This is a genomic window from Gluconobacter sp. P5B12, from assembly GCF_018812035.1.
GTDB lineage: Bacteria > Pseudomonadota > Alphaproteobacteria > Acetobacterales > Acetobacteraceae > Gluconobacter.
In genome coordinates this window covers 1-19,752 of sequence record NZ_JACRVV010000010.1, presented here as the reverse complement: position 1 = coordinate 19,752, position 19,752 = coordinate 1, and the positions used below count along the sequence as shown (strand labels likewise).

Here is a 19,752-nt window from a genome sequence, read left to right as displayed (position 1 = left end):
TGCGATATACACAAATTTGTATAATTCCAATTGATAGAAATCAATAAATAATAATTAATCTGATTCGCACTCATTGTGTTATTGTAACAATTTATTATTAAATAATTTATATTGCGGCTCCGTGAAGACATTTATTTTATATGATTATTATTTACCATAGTAATTAAAATATTATAGAACATTATAGGCTTGGATATCAGAACAGACTGTATCGCTGCTTGTGAGAAGCATGATGCAATCAGTCTTTTCTGATAGCGCCGGATCTGTCTAGGAGACTTTGATCGAGGAAGACCACCCTAAAGCAAGCACCCTCGAGCTAGACAGCGATAATGCCGATTGCTGGCAATCATTAGCTGCTCAGCCCACACCCTGAACGAATGGGCAAGAAGGCCAAGGTCGAAACAGGCAAACGTTCCAGCCGAAACCGCCGGTCGGCTCAAGAGGCTGGTACGCGAGAACCGCGAAGTGCATCAGATGAATGAAGTTCTGCGCAGGGCACCAGTGTATTTCTCCCAAGCGCACCTTGACCGCCCCTCTCGGAAATAACGGGGTTCGTCGATATCGCAAAGCATACGGGATCGAGCCGATTTGCAAGATGCTACAGATTACCCAGTCAGCCTACTATGAACGGCTACGAAAGCGACGCGAACCAAGCCGCAGATCAGCTCGATAGCAACGTGATAGAGATTTGAAGCCCGAAGATACTGCGTGCGGGTCTTCATCGAACATTTCGGTGTCACATCGTGCGCAAGGTCTAGCGTCAACTTCGTTGGGAAAATTTCACGGCCGCTCACTTTACCGTAGCCAGGCTGATACGCAATCTTGGCTTACGGGGCATGATCCGGGACAACACGTGGGGTAATTTATCCATACCGGTCTTCGTCAATCCCGCGGCGGTTCAGGGTGAGTTGCTGTGAGACTGCCGGAGATGGGAGGTTCTTGCCGCGCGTACCGTGAAGCGGAAATTCTGCATGCCGCCTGTTGCCAGCACGGAAAATGAGCGGACAGTCAGTAATTCCTTCGTATAAGCCATTCAGCTTAAGAGGCGGACTCTCCAGATACCCGTATTATTGACATGCGATCGTAGGCGGCCGTTGAGACGCTTAAATCACCCCATGCTCGCGTCCCTAGGCTGCTTGTTCATTCATCTCACGGGCGCTGGTCCGTACTCGGAGCGCGATCAGCAGAGCGGAAAAAAGCATGATCGCGCTGGCGACACCAAACACACCGACCACACCGCCGATACTGAACATCAGACCACCTACAGCTGCCCCTGCGGCGATGGCAGACTGCACGGAGACCACGACCATTCCACCCGCGCTTTCAGCCTGATCTGGAACCGCATGCGCGACCCAGTTCGACCACGCCACCGGAACGCCACCAAAAGCCATTCCCCATAGGATCACCAGCAGCACCTGACCAGTTATTCCCATAGGTAACAGGATCAGACCCAAGCTTGCGATCCCAATCAAAACCGGCATAACGACAAGCGTAGCGCGTAGGCTACGTTCAAGTATCCATCCGGCAGCTAGTGTTCCAATGAAATTTGCGACGCCGAAAGCCAGTAATACCAGCGCCAGACCGCTGACATTGATCACCATCACGTTTTCCAGTACCGGGCGGATATAGGTGAACAAGGCATATTGACCTGTATGAACAAGAGTACAGCAGAGCATCCCTACGCCAACCCCGGGCCTGCGCAAAACATCCAGAATAGTTCCCAAACGGGCAGGACTATGGGGCTTCAGAGCTGGAAGTGTGAAAAACTGGAAGGCCAGAGTGAGAACGCCGAGCGCCGCCGCTGCAAAAAAGGCAGCTCTCCACCCATACAGGCCGCCCAGATAACTGCCGAGCGGAACGGCTACGACGGTTGCTACCGAAATGCCGCTAAAAATAATCGACAAAGCACGTGGCAGGAGCGCCGCTGGAACAAGGCGCATCGCCACAGCAGCTGCCATGCTCCAGAACCCTCCTAGAGCAATACCCAGCAGGACCCGCATAGCAAGAAGTACGATGAGGCTGGATGACAGAGCAGCCAACAGGTTGGACGTGATCATCAGTAGACTGAACGCAAGGAGCACAATCCGGCGATCGACCCGTTGCGTCAGGCTTGCCGTCAGCAGGCCGGAAAACATGGCAATTACCGCCGTTACCGTGACCGCCTGTCCCGCCAAGGCTTCTGAGACGCCCAATCCGGCGGCCATGGGTGTCAGAAGGCTTGCAGGCAGATATTCCGCTGTCAGAAGTCCGAAAACCCCCATGGCCAGTGAGAAAACCGCCATCCATGCAGGGGATGTAGGCTCGGTGTCGTCTATGCTGCCGATGTCCGAGGTGGTTGGCTCCAAAAATATATCACTCATGAAAACGTCCTTAGAGTTGCTGTTGCAACACAGGCTATGCGGCATACTCAGGACGATCTATGACTGTGCATCTGTATTCTTTGACTATAACGCCGGGATATTCCGCCATTGGACCAGATTGCTCCGTCCTCTGACCTCATGAGCGAACTGCTTCTCGGGATGCGTTTGCGTGGCATTCAATACCGTCGCATTCATGCTGGGTCCTCTTTTGGCTTTGCTTTCAAGGCAAAACCCGGTTGCGCCTATTTCCATTTTCTGGCGACCGGAACAGCAAAGCTACTTACTGAAGATGCCGCGCTTCAGACGCTCTCGGCGGGAAATGCGGTGTTCCTTCCGCAAGGGAGTGCACATCAAATTCTCTCCGACCCGACGGCTCCAGTTCAGGATATCGACCATTGCGATGTCGTTCCCCTCAGCGAGACCATGTGTGCGGTCGAGGCTTGCTCCATCGGCACACCCCATACGATTTTCTTTAGTGGCTGCATGGAGTTTGATCTCGGGGGCCTGCAGGGACTTGTCCCCCTGATGCCAGAGATCATGATGATTGACGCTACGAGCCAGCGTTATCTTGAACTCATGCCGATTTTGACAGCCATGGAACAGGAAGCCTGCACCGGGCGCGTGGGAGATGCCGGTATTCTTGCCCGTCTCGCCGATGTTGTGATGGCGGTCATTGTCAGAGGCTGGGTTGAATGTGGGTGTGGAAACAGTTCCGCCTTTGTAACCGCTCTGCGAGAGCCAAAACTATCGCGCGCTATTCTTGCCCTGCATCGTCACCCCGGACGCGACTGGACCGTCGCGGATTTGGCGGCGGAAAGCGGTCTTTCGCGCTCAGTGTTTGCAAAGCGATTTCAGGAAACAATTGGCGTTTCGCCTTTGCGCTACGCAGGAGATCTGCGGATGCGCATCGCCCGGACCTGGCTCGCTTACGACAGAATGTCCATTGAGAGAGTTGCCGATCGCCTCGGCTATACATCTCAGGCCGCCTTCAGCCGTGCTTACAAGCGGATCACAGGGACATCACCAGGCTACAGCCGTAGGGTGCAGGGAAAATAGTCTCGGAGCCAGTGTTTTCTCGGCATTTGTCAAAGAAATTGAAGATCTTGAACGGTAGTTCGTTTATTGCCTGCTGGATATTTCAACGCGCGCATTCTACTGCCTGAGTTAGTCTGCCATCCAATCCTCGGACCGCAGCCCGTTTACTCGGGTAAATCCTTGTAGATTCCCAGTTACAACAACAAGCCCCCTGCTCTGGGCATGGTCAGAAATCATCAAATCGTAAGGGCGGATGACACAACCACGAGCTTCCAGGTCAGCCCTGATTTCTGCCGTGTACGCAGCGACATCATCATCAAAGAAACCTGGCGGCTTCACTCCATCCCCTCTCATTACAAGATGAGAAAGGAAATCTAGAGAACCCATCAAAAGCCGTAGGGCGTTCCCACTACATCCGCTACGCTTCTTTCGTCAGTGCTTGGGATCTCATTGAGAAAATCGATGCTTTCGTCCAGATTTGCATCACCACAGCGAAGCTATTTGCGGGATAGAACACTAGCGTGGTCGAGCCATTGCAATCGATAACAACGCCGGTAGAAGACGGTTTCTTACCGCACAGACTTCGATGTGTCTCAATGCATCAGGAAAATGATGACACCTACAGCCAGCAGAATCAGCATGGCACCGGAAACGCGCTCTAGCCACGGCAGCACCCGTGCGAAACGCTGCAGGATGGCCTGATTGCCAATCATGACCGCCACCAGCAGGTCCCATAGCAGCACGACGCTGAACATCCAGATGCCATAGAACGCTTTCCAGCCCGTGCTGGCATAAGGCCCAGTCAGCATTGTCGCCAGACTAGCATAAAATAGCGCATTCTTGGGATTAAGTATCCCTGACAGGAAGCCCATGCTGGCGGCGCGGCGCCATGCCCCGAACCAAAGACTGGATCGTGCGACATGACTACCCTGTGTCAGTACACTTCCCAAGCCGCTGGTACCAGCATGGCGAATGAACAGCACGCCCAGATAGAGCAGATAAGCGCAACCGGTCAGCTGAAGGATCACGAACCACGTGCTTTCTCGGCTCAGCACGGCAAGCCCCGCAAATGCGGCGACGATGAACACGCCGTTGGCGGCAGCAATACCCAGACAGGCACCGCTGGCGACCCGCCAACCGGAAGACAGCGAATTTCGGGCGATCAGGAAGAAATCGGGGCCGGGAGAAAGCAGCGCCAGGAAATGCGCTGCGGCGATCATCAGGAATGGCTGCATTCAGGATACACTCGTCGTTTTTTCCACACAGTGTGCTCACCAAAGCACCTACTGTATTGAAGAAAATTGCAGCCGTGCCGTCGTCAGCCTCGGAAACTTCCAGGCGTCACACCAGCATGCGCCTTAAACACTCGCTGAAAGTGGGCCTGATCCGCAAAGCCAAGGTTGTGGGCCACGTCTGCAAGGCTGTCCTCGCTTTGAATCCACTCCCTGACAAGATTGACGCGCTGATTGAGCTGCCAGGCGTGTGGTGTCATGCCTGTGACAGCGCGGAACGCCCGAATGACTTGATAGCGGCTCATGCCTGCCAGGACAGCCAATTTGTCCAAGGTCGTACTGACGGTGGGCCACGTATACAGATAGTCTAGGGCTGGTTGAATCTGCTCGGCCAGGTTCAAAGGGACGAGTGGTCTTTCAATAAAAAGCCCCTGTTCGCTGTCGTAATCCACGACAAACTCGATCAAAGCGGCCTCCTTTTCGAGAGGATCGGCTTCTCCGAACAGCAACGCATTGAGAAAACAGAAGCGCGCATAGATCATCGGATCGGTCACAATACGCACCGGCTCATCTTCCATCAATTCAGTGCGAAGGTACTCTCGCCGAACAGCCTGGAGCCATGGGGCGTCCAGATGCAGCATCTGATAGCTCCAAGCGGTGTTGGGAGCCGGGTTGCACGCATGAACACGCGATGCAGGTATGAAGACGAGCGTGCCAGGAGACAGGAGAACTGGGCCACTCGGAGCACCTGTGAAGACACTGGTGCCGCCGTCCACGGCACCAATTGAAAAGGTCGGGTGATGATGGGGCTTGTAACAGGCCCAGCTCTGGCAGGCGCGGCGGCTCTCGACGAAAGGCAAGGCCGGATCCCGCCAGAATGCTTGGGTATCGCTATGCGGGTCTGCGCATGGCGGGCAGCTAGTTATTTTTTCGAGATTAGCGCCCATACAGTCCTTGCATATTGTTGTTCTGAGACCGGGTCAGCTAGCCTCTCGCCAAGCAGGACATAACCGCCTGCACCTTGCCGAACAAGAACCGGAAATCAACGCAATCTTACCACTCGCATTTGGAGGGATCGAAGAGCCATTGATTGAAGTCATCATGCCCTGATTTTCGGATCAACGCGCAGGGATTGATGGTTCGGAGTGAAGACTTTCTGCCTACGTCTGGAGCAGAGCGGAGAGCGTTATAGCCTAGTTTTCTACGCGACGAGGCTGCTCCGTTCCAGAAATAGAAAGTCGCGCAGATTGTAGACAATTTTGGTCAGCCCGATCCTCATCGCGGCACAGGCGATGCCCACAGTGCGGACAGACAGTCATGTCTGCAATTTCTGATCAGCCGAAAGATGCCCGACACGGGATCGAATGATGGATTTGCCAAGATTGGACCGCTGGATATGACGGGCATGGGTTTGAGATGCGACTTTTTCCTGTGAACCTCTGAGGCAAAACCTCGCTTTTCCATGTAAGCTTCATTGGCTTTTGACCGATAGGCCGTGTCCGCCCAGACATCCGATGCTGTATTACGGCGGTCGAGCAATCCCTCCCCCAGTCTGACATCGTCACAGGCAGAGGCATCGGTGAAGGGGTATCAAAAACTGACTGCCATGATCCCGATCAGTACAACGATAGCCCCCGTGATCCGGCGCGTGAGATGGCCCTCGTGAAAGAGCATGCATGCGAGAAGAGAGCCTATAACGATAGATGATTCACGCAGAGGCGCAACGAGCGCCACTGGTGCCGTCTGCATGGCGCTGAGTACGAGGATATAGGCCAGAGGAGAAAGCACGGCGACAATAAGGATTGGCGTGATGTTTGCGCGGATAGCAGCCGGGATCCGATGACGCCGACGCAGTGCGCTTGGGGTTAGCAATATGCCCTGTAGCAGCAGCGTGCCAGTATAGTAACTTACTGGTGCGAGATGCAGTGAAGTGACTGAATAACTGTCCCAGAGAGTGTAGCCTGCAATGGTGGCGCCTGTCGCAGCGCCCCATAACACACCCTGAAGCGGGTGGTAAGTTGCGCGCCTAAACGGATTTCCTGTGACAACGAGGATTCCTGCTATGATCAGGAAAGCGCCAAGCATCGCGACTGCCGTAAGGTGTTCTCCCAGCAGGAGAACCGCGAAAAGCATCGTCAGCAATGGCCCCGTGCCGCGTGCTACCGGATAGACTACGCCTAGCTCTGCGCGATCATATCCGACCTGCAAGATCAGGGAGTATGCGATATGGAGCACCGCCGAGACGGCCGCGCCCAAGGCAAGCCGCCAGTCGAGCACCTGTTGCCCCGGGGTTACAAGTGCGGCCCAGATTGGCACACAGAGCAACGCCGAGATGCCGGTATAGGCCCAGACGAACAGCAGGGTATCACCGCGCTTGTATTTCGAAGCCAGGTTCCACATCGCATGAGCGACCGCCGCAACGAGAATTATTTCAACCGTGCCCGGCTTCATCAGGCAAGATCGGGCAGGTCAATGCCGGCTCGTTCTGCCCGTCGGCTACGCTCCGGGTCGCGTAAGGCAAGTGCTGCGGCCAGTGCGTCGATGACGACGAGCTGGGCCAATCGGCTGCCAGCAGCGGCCATCTGTGCTGGCAGTGGTGCTCCACCAACGACCAGTGCAATGTCCGCAAGGGTGGCCAACGGTGTGCCGTACTGATTGGTGACCGCAATAAGCAATGCTCCTGCGGCGGCAGCTGCATCGGCGACACCGAGCGTCGTTGGCGTGCGACCCGTCGAACTGACAGCGATAACGACGTCGCCCGGCCCGAGCAGGCGCGTGGCAATCATCGCCGACAAATAATCCGGGATGCCGATGGTCGTCACGCCAAGTGCACGCAGGCGGAACACGGCGTCAGCAGCAACCGTTGCTGACGGCCCTGCACCGAAGGCGATCACCTGGCGGGCACTCTGGATAGAGGCAACGGCCTTGTCGAGCGCAGTCGTGTCCACGGCGCCGCCGAGCGCCGTCAGAGCGTCGGTGCCGGCACGAATAGATGTTTCGAGCACGGTGGCGGTCGTCGCATCCGCCGTGAGTGTTTCAGAAGGCGCGAAGAATTCGGCCGTGCCGCGGGCACGGGCGATCTCAATCTTGAGTTCAGTAAAGCCGCTGAACCCGACCGCACGTGCGGCGCGGATCACGCTTGGTGCTGAGACGCCAGCGCGGGCGGCTACCTGCGCAGTCGTGCTGGTGCCGACGAACAAGGGATCGGTGAGCAGGAGTGCGACCACCTTCTCCTCGCTGGCAGCGAGGTCGCCGGTGCGTGCCTGAATGCCGCCGAGCCATTGACCCAGTCGCCCTGCAGAATCTGTAATTTCATTACATTTATCTATCATCATATGTAATACATTACAAAGCACGCATCGAACGCACAAGCGTCATGTGCGTATATGCGCTGTATGTGAGCCAAAGATTTCGCGAGGGAGGCCATTTTTATGAATACGGATATGAGGACCGCTGTCGCTGTCATAGGCCCCGGGGCAATCGGCACCGTGATCGCGACGGCGCTGTATGAAGCTGGTCATACTCCGGTGCTATGTGGTCGCACACCACGCGAGCATCTGACTCTTCAGGATAATGGTCGTCTCATCACCGTTCCCGGACCCGTAAAGACTGATCCCAGACAAATAGATCGGAAGGCTGACCTCGTCTTCCTGGCGGTCAAGGACACGCAAATCGAGGCGGCGGCGGAATGGCTGTCAGTACTGTGTCGCCCGAGGACCGTCGTGTGCGTGCTCCAAAACGGGGTAGAACAGGTGGAGCGTGTTGGGCCACACTGTCCGCATGCGCAGGTCATACCTGCTGTTGTGTGGTTTCCTGTTCAGGCGCAGTCCGATGGCTCGGTGCGCTTGCGTGGGGCTGTGCGTCTTACCCTGCCAGACATGTCGGCTTCACACATCGTTGTCGAGGCGTTGCAGGGCTCCCGCTGTTCCGTAGAATTGGCGGAGGACTTCCTTTCCCAGGCCTGGCGCAAACTGCTGCAGAACGCGGCAGCCGGCCTCATGGTGCTCACGCGGCGCCGCTCAGGCATGTTTGGCCGGTCGGACATCGCCGAACTGACGCTCACTTATCTGCGGGAATGCCTGGCCGTGGCTCGCGCCGAGGGCGCTGAACTTGGTGATGAGGTTCCTCAGAGCATCCTCGACAAATTCCTGGCATTTCCTGCTGACATGGGCACGTCCATTCTTACGGACCGTGAAGCCCGTCGCCCCCTTGAATGGGATATCCGCAACGGCGTCATCCGGCGTCGAGGTCGCGCCCACGGCATCCCGACGCCGATCAGCGATGTCATTGTGCCACTCCTCGCGGCCGCAAGCGATGGTCCAGGCTAATTCACGGCTGAAACGATCAAAATTATTTTTGAAATCCCTGCGACCCAATTTTGAAGGCAATGGATGATGACGACTGGGTCTGCGTGATGACTTTCGCCTTACGTTAAAATCGAGCGGGAGTTGCTCTGCCTTAAACGGTTATTCGACGACGCGGACCCTCTTGAGCAAGAAAGAGGATGGCACAATTAGACGACAATCATTCATCCCACAGACATTTTGGGGATAAGTAAGTGCGTCTGTCTTTTGGGTGCCAGCGATATGGGTATTTCTCCAGCGAGTTTTAGTTCAGTCAGCAGGCTCGCTCAGGAACCACGCGCTCGCCCTGATGCCGGGTTTCCCAGTCTTTATTCAAGAGCCGGATCTTCCAGTCGCCTCCTGATCTGTCTGGGTGCTCTATCCCTGTTGAACAGACAGGCGGCATAGGCCTACATGCCGGTCCATTGAAGGTCTTCCCAATAGCGGACACTAAATAAGAGCTATAAGCTCGTGGAATGCCCGGCACCAAGCACCATACGGATCTTTCTTCAATGGCCACTTCCAATATGTCGCGATGGCATCTAGTTGCTGATGGCGTGCCTGTTCGGACAGCAAGCTCCTACTTTGTTCCGGTCACCCGCGACGGCTCCCCAGCTATATTAAATGACTTCTGACCCTGATGAACTTCGCGGCAATCATCTCATGACGCTGTGGGATAGGTAGGGTACTGCCGCTGTTCTGGAGCATGATTGAGACGCGCATAAATATAGAATCTATAAAATAAATAATTTTTATTTAATAATTATTTATAATATCTCCATTTAATCCAATTCTAAAATCTGCCGTTGCTTCACTAACAAGAAGCCTACTGTATTCGCACACTCCTAATTCTGCACATGTTGTAATACGTTCAATCCGCATCAGGGTAGTCTGCTCAGGAAGCTTCATCCACTGGGCAACATCTTCCGACGCTCGGGAAAGGCCGATCGAGATATCTGCATGCGTGACCCGAAGTCCAAGCTCTTCTCGCAGAATGGCCGTTGAGGTCCGGGCAGAGGCCATCTCGCGCGTAATGGCGGACGCCAGATGCCCCGGATAAAAGACTTCCGTGACGCCAAGAGGAGTGTGCTCGCTCCTATATCCACGCCGGATAAACAGAGCCTGTTCCACCGATTCAAAGGCCTTGGCTACCTCCTGAGGGGGAAGACGCATCTGGTAATCCAGCATGATCATTTCCGGCCTTAGCCCCTTGCTCGACAGGATATCGAAGAAGGAATGGATTGTTTTCTGCCGACCGGGTCGATGGAGAGATCCCACAAAGGTCCCTCGCCCATGTTGCCGCACAACAATGTCCCGCTCTGCCAGGGAGGCAAGGGCCTGTCTGATCGTAATCCTGCTCACGGCATACAATCGGCATAGCTCAGCTTCAGACGGCAGACGATCCACAAAGCGGCTGTCTTTACCAATGAGGCTGGAAATATGTCGGGCCACCTGAAGATAAAGCGGCTCTGCGCCATTCATATCCAGCGCAGCCACAAACACAGCGTCAGGCATAAGCAAGATTTTTCCTATATTGTTGCATTTATGGATTGAAATCTTAGAGGAAATCAGTAACAGGACGTCTTATAACAACTTAAGACGTCTTTGCCGATTCACTCCCTGACAGTCCCGGGTGAGAGGCAGAACGAGCCCGTTTTCGTCGTGTCTCCGTGTTTGGCCGGGAGCTTCATCAGTCATGCGTACTTCAATCCTTCTAGGTACCACGTTTCTCGGCAGCCTAGTCTGTCTGCCCGCGCATGCGGCAACCCTGTCGGACCACCCATCCAGCATCGACAAACACCATTCGGCCCCTCATCGCAAGGCAACGTCTCTCTCAGCGGAGCGCTCGGAAGTTATCCGCGTAGCTGGTGCAGCGGCTGGCGGCGGCAGGATGGTCGCCCAGAATGGGGCAAAATCAAGAAGCGAAATCACTCAAGCCTATATTGCCAAACAGGCCCCGACGCCGAACGTGTTCAAACTTCTGGGAAACATGCCCGGCGCCAATGTTGCAAGTGCAGACCCCTTTGGCATGGTCAGCGGAAACATGACGATCCGCGGCATGAACAGCGATCAGATCGGATTTACGGTTGAAGGTGCCCCACTCAATGATATTGGGTCCTACATGGCATTCCCGACGGAATGGGTGGATTCAGAAAACCTCAATGAAGTGACAATGCAACAAGGGTCAGCCAATCTGGACTCCCCGACGATTGGTGCCTCCGGTGGTCTGGTAACAATGAACCTGATCGATCCGTCCCATAAGATGGGAGGAACCGTTGCCGGGTCTTTCGGTTCCTATAACACCCATCGGGAATATGTGCGCCTTCAGACGGGAGACATTGGCAATACCGGAATGCGCGCATTTGTCGCGTGGTCGCATCTGGAAGAGCCTCATTTCCGTGGTGCGGGTAATGATCACAAACAGCACATCGACGCCAAACTGGTAAAGGACTGGGAGAACGGAAGCAGAAGCTCAGTTGCCTTGACCTTCGACGATTCCATGAAAGTATCCTATCTCAATCCAAGCCTTTCTGCCTGGCAACAGTATGGTCGACACGCCAACTATTCCGTGGACTTCTCGCCCACAGACACACGGTACTGGAAACTGCACCAGAGCCCCTATCGAGTTCTTATTCTCAGTGCGCCGCAGAATATCGTGGTCAATAGCCACCTCGGCTTTGATTTCACGCCGTACTTCTACTGGAACTCCGGAACGATCGCGTCAGCATCTTTAATGTCAGAAAATGCCGTGTACTCAGGGAACCAGCGATACAGCGTTGATCTGAATGGCAATGGCACGACCAATGACAAGGTCATGATGTACACGCCTTTCGGGACACCATACGTCTATCGCCCGGGAATGGTCTCAAAGGTCCACTATACGATCGGCCATCATACATTTGTGTTTGGTTACTGGTTTGATTGGTCGCGTCAGCGAATGCTCAACCCATACAGCGAAGTGGGCGCGAATGGTGGTCCGGCAAATGTCTGGGGCTACCTAGGTAATGTGAAGCTCTCAGATGGCACGCGACTGGCGAGCTACGACAACCTGACCATTACACGGGTCAATTCCCTGTTCTTTGGCGATACCTTCAATGCGCTGCACAACAGACTGCGCATTGAAGCAGGCGTCAAAGAATCGATGGTGACACGTATTGGTTACAACTATCTGCCCGGCGCCCAGTATCGCACCAGCATGAACGCTGCCGTGACCACACCCAATCTGGGCGCGCGCTATAAAATAGATAATCACAGCCAGATCTTTGCGGACGTGGCCACGAACTTTCGGACACCGACGCTTAACGCGCTCTACAACACCTATAGTGCAACCACAGGCAAGGTTGCGACGCTCGCAAATCCCACGCAGAAAACCGAGTATTCTATCTCGGAAGAAATCGGATACCGTTATCAAGATAATATTCTGAACGGCTCAATCACATTTTTCAATTACAACTTTACCAACCGTCAGGTCGCAACGCAGGTCACGATCAATAACGCCCAGATCACACAGAACATCAACGCGGGTGGTCAGACATCGCGCGGTGTGGATGTCGAAATCGGGCTGCATCCGTGGCACCACCTGCACCCGTATGTCTCGGCTGAATATCTGCACGCCACGATCGACAATAATTACAAGGTCGGCTCTGATTATCTGAAAACAGCTGGAAAGACGGCAGTCCGCAGCCCCAGTGTTCAAGCCTCTGTCGGGCTGGACTATGACGACGGCACGTATTTCGCCGGTTTCTCGGTCAAATATGTGGGTCGCCAGTTTTCTACTTTCATGAACGATCAGGCCATGCCGGGCTATGTGAATGCTGATATGAACTTTGGCTACCGTATGCCAAAGGTTCTCAATACACATCCAGAAGTCCGGCTCAATCTCATGAACGTGGGCAACAACAAATACCTGTCGGGTGTCTCTGGTATTGCAGCGTCCTCCCGGGTCAGCAAAGGCCTTTATGGGACCACAATCGCATCTCAGGGAACACCGACGTACTATGTTGCGGGCAGCTTTGCAGCCCTTGCCACAGTCAAACTCGATTTCTGATCGGATGCTGATGACCCGTCTGGACCGTTTTTTTGGCCTGACCGCCAGTGGTACAACGATCGGACGTGAGGTTATTGCTGGCCTCACAACATTTGCAGCCATGGTTTACTGCGTGGCCGTCAATCCCATGATTATGCAGGAAGCTGGCCTGGACCGGGCAAGTGTGCTGACAGCCACTTGCCTCGTGGCCATTTTTGGCACGACGGTCATGGGTCTGTTGGCCAATCTGCCGTTGGGTGTCGGTGCAGCGATGGGCTCGAATGTCGTCTTTGCGATCATTCTCGTAAAGCAGATGAATGTCCCTTGGCCTGCCGCCCTAGCGCTTGCTTGCGTGACAGGCGTTATTTTTCTGTTGATGAGTCTGACACGCATCCGGGAGCGGATCGCCCACGATATTCCAGATACGCTGCGCATCGGTATTCAGGTGGCCGTTGGTCTGGTGATCATGTTCATTGGCATGCGCAATTCAGGATTTGTGGTCGCTAATCCTTCAACATTTGTCACGATGGGTCCGGTTGGCAGCCCAAAGGTTCTTTTGACACTGGCAGGTTTCATTTTAACGCCAGTTCTCATTGCCCGACGTGTCCCCGGATCGTTGATCCTGTCCATCATCGCTCTCACCTTTGTTGGGTTGTTCTTACCGGACGGGACAGGGCACACAATCACACGATGGCCAGAACAGGTTGTTGCCTGGCCGCAATGGCCTCACGAAACCGCATTTCATCTCGATCCAATGTATCTGGTGCACCATTTTTTCTATGTGCTGCCCATGTTGTTCTTCTTCCTGTGCACGGAATTGTTCGGGACTTTGGCAAATCTGCTTGGTGTCACCACGGCTGCAGGGATGGTCTCCGAAAGCGGACGTATCCCTCGAGCAAAAGAAGCTTTCATTACCGATGCCCTTGCCAGCATCGTAGGCCCGTTGCTCGGAACATCTATTGCCGCCGTCTATTCAGAGTCGATCACTGGCGTCCACGCAGGTGGTCGGACAGGTCTGACAGCTCTGGTCATTGCCGGAGGCTTTTTGACCGCACTGTTTTTCTGGCCGCTGTTCATGATCATTCCCCCTCAGGCCACAGCCCCTTCCCTGCTCATGGTCGGCATGATGATGTTTCAGGGCGTGCGTCATCTTGATTTGTCCAACCTCAAAGAAAGCGCTCCTGCGATCCTGACATTTATTTTCGCCCTCCTGACGGGCAATCTGATCAGCGGCATGGCAATCGGAACTTTTTCTTACGTGATCATGGCGCTCGCCACAGGCCGCAGGCGCAGTATCACGCCAGTGGTCTGGGGGCTTTGCGTTATTTTTGTTCTGTTTTTTGTCGTATCGGCCAACCTGCACGGCCATCATGCGTGAGAAGATCTATCTTATGTTTTTGAAAAACTGCTTTTCTGCCCTTCTCCTTGGCCTTGCAGCGCTATCTTGCATCACGCCCATATTCCCCGCTGGTGCTGCCCCCACAAAAGGCTATCTGATCTTCGACAATGACTTTGCAGGCCCCGGCGGCACGAACATCCAGTCTGTTATTCCCATCCTCGGACGCAAGGATACTTCAGATTTCCTGGGCTTCACTGTGGTGATTGGGGATGGATGGGAAAACGAAGCTGTCGCTCATCTTTCGCGCTTTCTGGATATTGCCGACATTGCTGCCACGCTACCGGTTGTTCCCGGTGCAACACAGCCCCTCGTCAACTCGCGCCCTCGTCTGCTGGCATGGGAGCAGTCTAACGGGAAAATGCCATGGAAAGGCGCATGGCGTGGTAATGCCCCTGATCTGCAACCTCCGGTCGGACCGCTTAAAGAAGGTGCTTCCTTACGGGCCATATCAACGGAAACAGCTGCTCTCTTCCTGATCCGTCAGGTCCATGCTCATCCACATCAAGTGACTGTTCTGGCGGCTGGGCCACTGACCAATATTGCACTTGCCATCAAACTGGATCCCGACTTTGCCGCGCTTTGCAAAAAGCTGGTTTTCATGGGAGCCATCGTAGACGGTAACCTGCGTCAGGTTACGGATAGTGCAGACTATTATACCGACTTTAATCTCATGTTCGATCCTGAGGCAGCGAGTATTACACTCGAAGCACCTTTCCCCGAAATCATCTCAATCGGGGCCGTCGCTAACCCGATCCGTATGACACCAGACATTCGGGATCAGGCAGCTCGTAATCCGGGGGCCATCTCGGATTATCTGAAGCATTATTTCCGTCCCCAGCCGATGTGGGACGAACTTGCTGCCGCCATTGCTCTGGACCCTTCCCTCATTACCTCCAGCGTGACAGCCTATATGGACGTCGATCTGACCCATGGGCCCAATTACGGCTATGCTCACGCGTGGCCTGAAGCGACCCGCCCCCATATTGGTGAACGTCCCGTCATTGTCGTAACGGGCGTGGACAAAGACCGGTTTGTCAAAGGCTTTATTGAGGCTGCGAACAGGATGAACAGCCATGATTGATGTAAACAGCCCCCTGAACGACCCTGAATTACGCCGCCGCGCCGTCAGTGCAGCGGCCGGCCGCCTGCCGTTTGACATCCTGTTAATCAATGGCTCAGTTGCTGATGTCGCCACGGGTGAAATCAGGCCGGCCGACGTAGGACTTGTTGGGGCATTCATTGCCAGCGTGCATCCGCCCGGAACACGCGCAGATGCCGGGACAATACTAGACCTTTCTGGCAAGATCATTACCCCCGGACTGATCGATGCGCATATGCACATCGAGAGCTCCATGGTGACACCCCGCATTTATGCACAGACTGTTGTTCCTCAAGGAACAACAACCGTGTGCTGGGACCCCCATGAAATCGGGAATGTCAGCGGGCTGGACGGTGTCCGATGGGCCATCAATGCAACCAAGGGTCTGCCGCTCCGTATTCTGGTCGAAGCACCTTCCTGCGTTCCGTCAGCACCCGGCCTCGAACGCTCTGGAGCCGTCTTCGATGCTGGTGCGATGGAAGAAATGCTGTCTTGGCCTGAAGTTATTGGAGTGGCCGAAGTAATGGACATGCGCGGCGTCGTGGCCGGGTCTGACCGTATGGAAGGCATCGTCAACGCCGGTCTCGCAAGTGGGAAGCTCGTTTGTGGTCATGCCCGCAATCTGTGCGGCTCTCACCTGCAAGCCTTCATGGCGGCGGGTATTGAATCTGACCATGAGTTAACCAGTAAAGCAGACATTCTGGAAAAGCTCCGCGCCGGCATGACATTGGAATTGCGGGTCTCCCACGAAAATATTTTGCCGGACGCCATTGAGGCCTTCAAAGAGCTTGCCTGCGTTCCGCAGACCGTAACACTCTGCACGGATGATATCTTCCCTGACGATCTCCTGCGCCGGGGCGGCATGATCCATCATCTTCGGTTGTTGGTGTCTTTGGGGATGTGTCCCATGGATGCTCTCCGTTGTGCCACTTTGAACGCTGCCATGCGGATCGAAAGAAGGGATCTTGGCCTTGTCGCAGCCGGACGACGTGCAGACCTGGTCGTCTTCAATAATCTGACAGACTTCACGCCTCAGGAAGTTTTTGCGTCAGGTATTCATGTAGCCTCCAATGGAACACTGCTGGCGGCACTGCCAGCAGAACTGCCTGGACTTCCGTTGAACACCGTTCGGCGCTCACCAGTTACCCCAAATGATTTCCGCATCTCGGTTCCGCATGCGCGTAAGGCTCTTATCCGTACAGTTCGCACACCTCGCACCACCCAGTGGGCAGAACGGGAAATGGATGTTCTTAACGGTTCACTCGTGCTTCCTGATGAAACAGCCCTGATGGCTGTGTTTAACCGTTATGGTGAGAATACCCCGCCCGGTCTGGGTATTCTGGAAGGATGGGGAGACTGGTCGGCGACGATTGGCACAACCATTCTGCATGACAGCCACAATCTGGCTGTCTTCGGGCGGAACCCTGAAGATATGGCGCTTGTTGCCAATACGTTGATTGAAAGCGGCGGCGGCATGGCTGTGGCGCGTGATGGCCGTATTGTCGCGCTCTTGCCTCTTCCCGTCTGTGGCCTTCTTTCAACCGAGACCCCGGAGAATGTGGCCCGCCAGTTTGCCTCCGTTCGGGATGCCGCTGCGACTGCCACGACCTGGGATGGGCCTACGTCCATGATCAAGCTGGTCACCGGAGCGTCACTGGCCTGCAATCCAGGTCCACATGTGACAGATCTGGGCATTACGGACGGTATGACTGGGGAAATTGTGACAGACATGGTGCTGGAGACCTGCTGAATGCTCCCCCATGACGTCATTGGCATGCGCCGGAGTTTTCACAGTTTTCCAGAAACGGCCTTTCTCGAATATCGCACAGCTGCTCTGGTTGCAGAACGCCTTGCTGAGCTCGGATATGCGGTCCGTGTCGGTCCGGAAGTCATGTCCATGGACGGTGTGCGTGGGTTACCATCGAAAGAAAGCCATCAACAGGCACAAGAGGCAGCACGTGCCGCTGGCGCAAGTCCTCTATGGATTTCCCGCATGCCAAACGGCCAGACAGCTGTGTGCGGCGATCTCAAGCGCTGTGACGGGCCTGTAATCGCTTTGCGATTTGATATGGACGCGCTGCCTGTTCAGGAGATCAAAGACGACACGCACCTGCCTTCCCTAAAGGGCTTTTCCTCATCTTGTGAAGGAAGGATGCATGCATGCGGGCATGACGGACATACAGCCATTGGCCTCGCTGTTGCTGCCCGCCTGGCATCTCCTGAAACGATCTGGAGGGGAACGCTCCGCCTGATTTTTCAGCCCGCTGAAGAAGGTGGCCGAGGTGCACAGCCCATCGTCAATCACGGGCTTCTGGATGACGTCGATATTTTTCTGGCTGCACATCTCGGATGTCAGTTGCCCAGTGGGTCGATTGCCTTGGCCGCAGACGGCTTCCTATGGGCAGAAAAATGGAATGTGACGTTCAAAGGTGTCGCAGCCCACGCAGCAATGTGCCCCGAGGAAGGTCGCAACGCTCTCCTCGCGGCCGCAATTTCTATTCCTGCACTGTATGCCCTCCCCCGCGATGGTCAGGCAGATACACGGATCAATGTAGGCTTGCTACATGCCGGCCGCACCCGGAACGTGATCGCTGATGAAGCGACCTTAGAAATGGAACTGCGCGCTTCGACCAATGACGGTTTGAAGCGTCTGACATCAGGAGCCAGAAGAACTCTGGAAGGCGCGGCCCTCACACAAGGAGCAACTGTAAATATCGACGTATACGGCACGGCCATCAGCGCCATATCAGACACCAGTATCACGGAACGTCTTCATCATGCTGTGCTGGCCGCCAAGGGTGGAGAAGTTATTCAAACCTGGCCAATTGGCGGAGGCGATGACGCCACATTTATGATGCAGCGCGTGCAGGAGCGCGGTGGCCAGGCTGGGTATTGTCTGATTGGAGCGGATCTCACTGCCCCACATCATGCCAGTGCCTTTGATTTCGATGAAAGCGCGCTGGAAAAAGCTGTCGATATCCTGGTCTCCTTTGTGGAGAAGACCCAATGAGTACACTCTCCTTCTGGCAGGATTTCGCGCCTGACGAGCTTTTGGTTCCGCCTTATACTGACCGGTATCGTGTCTGCTTCGAGGGGAAGCATCTGGATCTTCCCTTGCGTCCCCTCCCTGATGGAAAAACAGCAGTTGCTTCCCTGCTCGTCAATCAAACGTCTTTCAGAGTTTTCGATGTACTCTGCCAGGACCTTGTCCGACAGGCACTGCTTCTTGCACCCGATCTTATTGTTGGAATGCCTACGCTAGGTCTTGGCCTAGCAGCAGCCGTGGCCAAAGGGTGTAATCATGAACGCTTTATTCCGCTGAGTACGTCCCGTAAATTCTGGTATGACGATCAACTGTCATTACCACTGTCGTCAATCACCACGCCGGACAGTAAGAAGCGCCTCTATTTTGATCCTAATCTTCTACCTTTACTGGGAAGCGCAAAAAGAATTTTGCTTGTTGACGACGTAGTCAGCACTGGTCAATCGCTCTTTGCCGCAGTTAAAATACTGGAGAGTATTGGCCACTCTCCTTTCGCTGCTTTGTGCGTTATGACTCAGAGTGAGCGCTGGAGAAGTCGGTTCTCGTTTCCTATTAAAAGCTGCTTTTCATCTCCTTTATTTATAAAGAAGGATAAAACCTGGATTGTGGATAGGCTTAATGGTCGTATGTAAGAGTCACTTCAGAAATTCAGGAATGGTCTGACGACATGGAAGTGCATTCTACATACGCTGCGTTTATCAGTATTATTGAGTCTGAAAAATTTTATACCTAAAGCGCTCCGGGATTGCCGGAGACCATTTCTTCTAAGCGCAGGCTTCATAACCAAGAGAAGACGGTTGCAACGAGACAGATGGCCGAGAAGAAGTCATTCGGGGATCTGGCATGACGCGTTTTAATACGGCAGATACAGAGCAATTTGGAAATATTTGTATCGTGATTTGTGACACAGTGGGGAAGCCGAAGCTTCCCCATCAGTACCCAGAGGCTGTTATCCGACCTGACGCAGTTCGGACAGAGCAGAGCGATCCTCCATCAGATAGGGTCCGCTGGACACGACCTGAATGGAAAGAATACCCGGTTCCCTGCTGCTATTTCCGCTTTGCAGCGGCAACGTCGCATCGCCATCTGTCCAGCGGTATGTGGAAGATTCCAGCCCATGCCAGCCTGACAGGTTGGACAGGGACAGATGAGCGGTCAGACTGACTGTCTGACGAGACGCAAACAGGGAAACATCCCCGACAAGAACGCCGAGA

14 protein-coding genes and 3 pseudogenes are annotated in these 19,752 nt (G+C 54.4%); 8 read left to right on the top strand and 9 right to left on the bottom strand.

Annotated elements, in window-relative coordinates:
- Positions 1–1,127 precede the first annotated feature (1,127 nt).
- Positions 1,128–2,360 (bottom strand): MFS transporter, encoded by a 1,233-nt coding sequence (locus KP702_RS14195; protein ID WP_202208140.1) that lies wholly within the window; start codon positions 2,358–2,360, stop codon positions 1,128–1,130.
- Between the two features lie 108 nt (positions 2,361–2,468).
- Between KP702_RS14195 and KP702_RS14190 the strand changes: the two genes are divergently transcribed.
- Positions 2,469–3,416: an AraC family transcriptional regulator gene (locus KP702_RS14190; RefSeq protein ID WP_202208139.1), complete on the top strand. Its 948-nt coding sequence runs from the start codon at positions 2,469–2,471 to the stop codon at positions 3,414–3,416.
- Positions 3,417–3,524: 108 nt separating this feature from the next.
- Here the strand turns inward: KP702_RS14190 and KP702_RS16480 are convergent.
- From KP702_RS16480 to KP702_RS14165, 6 genes and pseudogenes are all read right to left on the bottom strand, one after another.
- Positions 3,525–3,716, bottom strand: a pseudogene (locus tag KP702_RS16480) (VapC toxin family PIN domain ribonuclease); the annotation flags it as partial.
- A gap of 272 nt (positions 3,717–3,988) precedes the next feature.
- On the bottom strand, positions 3,989–4,630 hold the full coding sequence (locus KP702_RS14185) for a LysE family translocator (protein ID WP_202208138.1): 642 nt from the start codon (positions 4,628–4,630) through the stop codon (positions 3,989–3,991).
- Positions 4,631–4,713: 83 nt separating this feature from the next.
- Positions 4,714–5,487, bottom strand: coding sequence for an AraC family transcriptional regulator (locus tag KP702_RS14180; RefSeq protein ID WP_215769265.1), 774 nt, complete (start codon positions 5,485–5,487; stop codon positions 4,714–4,716).
- Between the two features lie 341 nt (positions 5,488–5,828).
- Positions 5,829–6,208: pseudogene (locus KP702_RS14175) on the bottom strand (IS5/IS1182 family transposase); the annotation flags it as partial.
- A gap of 9 nt (positions 6,209–6,217) precedes the next feature.
- On the bottom strand, positions 6,218–7,078 hold the full coding sequence (locus KP702_RS14170; RefSeq protein ID WP_202208136.1) for a DMT family transporter: 861 nt from the start codon (positions 7,076–7,078) through the stop codon (positions 6,218–6,220).
- Positions 7,078–7,962: a MurR/RpiR family transcriptional regulator gene (locus KP702_RS14165; RefSeq protein WP_202208135.1), complete on the bottom strand. Its 885-nt coding sequence runs from the start codon at positions 7,960–7,962 to the stop codon at positions 7,078–7,080. Before KP702_RS14165 ends, KP702_RS14170 begins: the two co-directional genes overlap by 1 nt.
- A gap of 96 nt (positions 7,963–8,058) precedes the next feature.
- On the opposite strand from KP702_RS14165, the gene KP702_RS14160 reads away from it, so the two are divergent.
- A complete protein-coding gene (locus tag KP702_RS14160) occupies positions 8,059–8,955 on the top strand; it encodes an oxidoreductase (protein WP_202208134.1) in 897 nt (298 codons plus the stop codon).
- 771 nt (positions 8,956–9,726) lie between these two features.
- Here the strand turns inward: KP702_RS14160 and KP702_RS14155 are convergent.
- Complete coding sequence (locus tag KP702_RS14155) at positions 9,727–10,485, bottom strand: GntR family transcriptional regulator (RefSeq protein ID WP_202208133.1); 759 nt, start codon at positions 10,483–10,485, stop codon at positions 9,727–9,729.
- 181 nt (positions 10,486–10,666) lie between these two features.
- Between KP702_RS14155 and KP702_RS14150 the strand changes: the two genes are divergently transcribed.
- From KP702_RS14150 to KP702_RS14125, 6 genes are read left to right on the top strand one after another with little or no spacing between them, the layout of a single operon-like run.
- Positions 10,667–13,018, top strand: a complete 2,352-nt coding sequence (locus KP702_RS14150; RefSeq protein ID WP_202208132.1) for a TonB-dependent receptor — start codon at positions 10,667–10,669, stop codon at positions 13,016–13,018.
- Positions 13,019–13,022: 4 nt separating this feature from the next.
- Positions 13,023–14,375, top strand: a complete 1,353-nt coding sequence (locus tag KP702_RS14145; protein ID WP_215769264.1) for an NCS2 family permease — start codon at positions 13,023–13,025, stop codon at positions 14,373–14,375.
- A complete protein-coding gene (locus KP702_RS14140) occupies positions 14,368–15,477 on the top strand; it encodes a nucleoside hydrolase (protein ID WP_237390032.1) in 1,110 nt (369 codons plus the stop codon). The genes KP702_RS14145 and KP702_RS14140 overlap by 8 nt, the downstream gene beginning before the upstream one ends.
- Positions 15,470–17,245 carry an adenine deaminase gene (locus tag KP702_RS14135; protein ID WP_202208131.1) on the top strand — a complete coding sequence of 592 codons (1,776 nt, stop codon included), beginning with the start codon at positions 15,470–15,472 and terminating at the stop codon, positions 17,243–17,245. Before KP702_RS14140 ends, KP702_RS14135 begins: the two co-directional genes overlap by 8 nt.
- Positions 17,246–18,505, top strand: a complete 1,260-nt coding sequence (locus tag KP702_RS14130; protein ID WP_202208130.1) for an amidohydrolase — start codon at positions 17,246–17,248, stop codon at positions 18,503–18,505. It abuts the gene before it with no gap.
- Positions 18,502–19,170, top strand: a complete 669-nt coding sequence (locus tag KP702_RS14125) for a phosphoribosyltransferase (protein ID WP_202208129.1) — start codon at positions 18,502–18,504, stop codon at positions 19,168–19,170. The genes KP702_RS14130 and KP702_RS14125 overlap by 4 nt, the downstream gene beginning before the upstream one ends.
- 317 nt (positions 19,171–19,487) lie before the next feature.
- Here KP702_RS14125 and KP702_RS14120 read toward each other — a convergent pair.
- A pseudogene (locus KP702_RS14120) lies at positions 19,488–19,752 on the bottom strand (hypothetical protein); the annotation flags it as partial.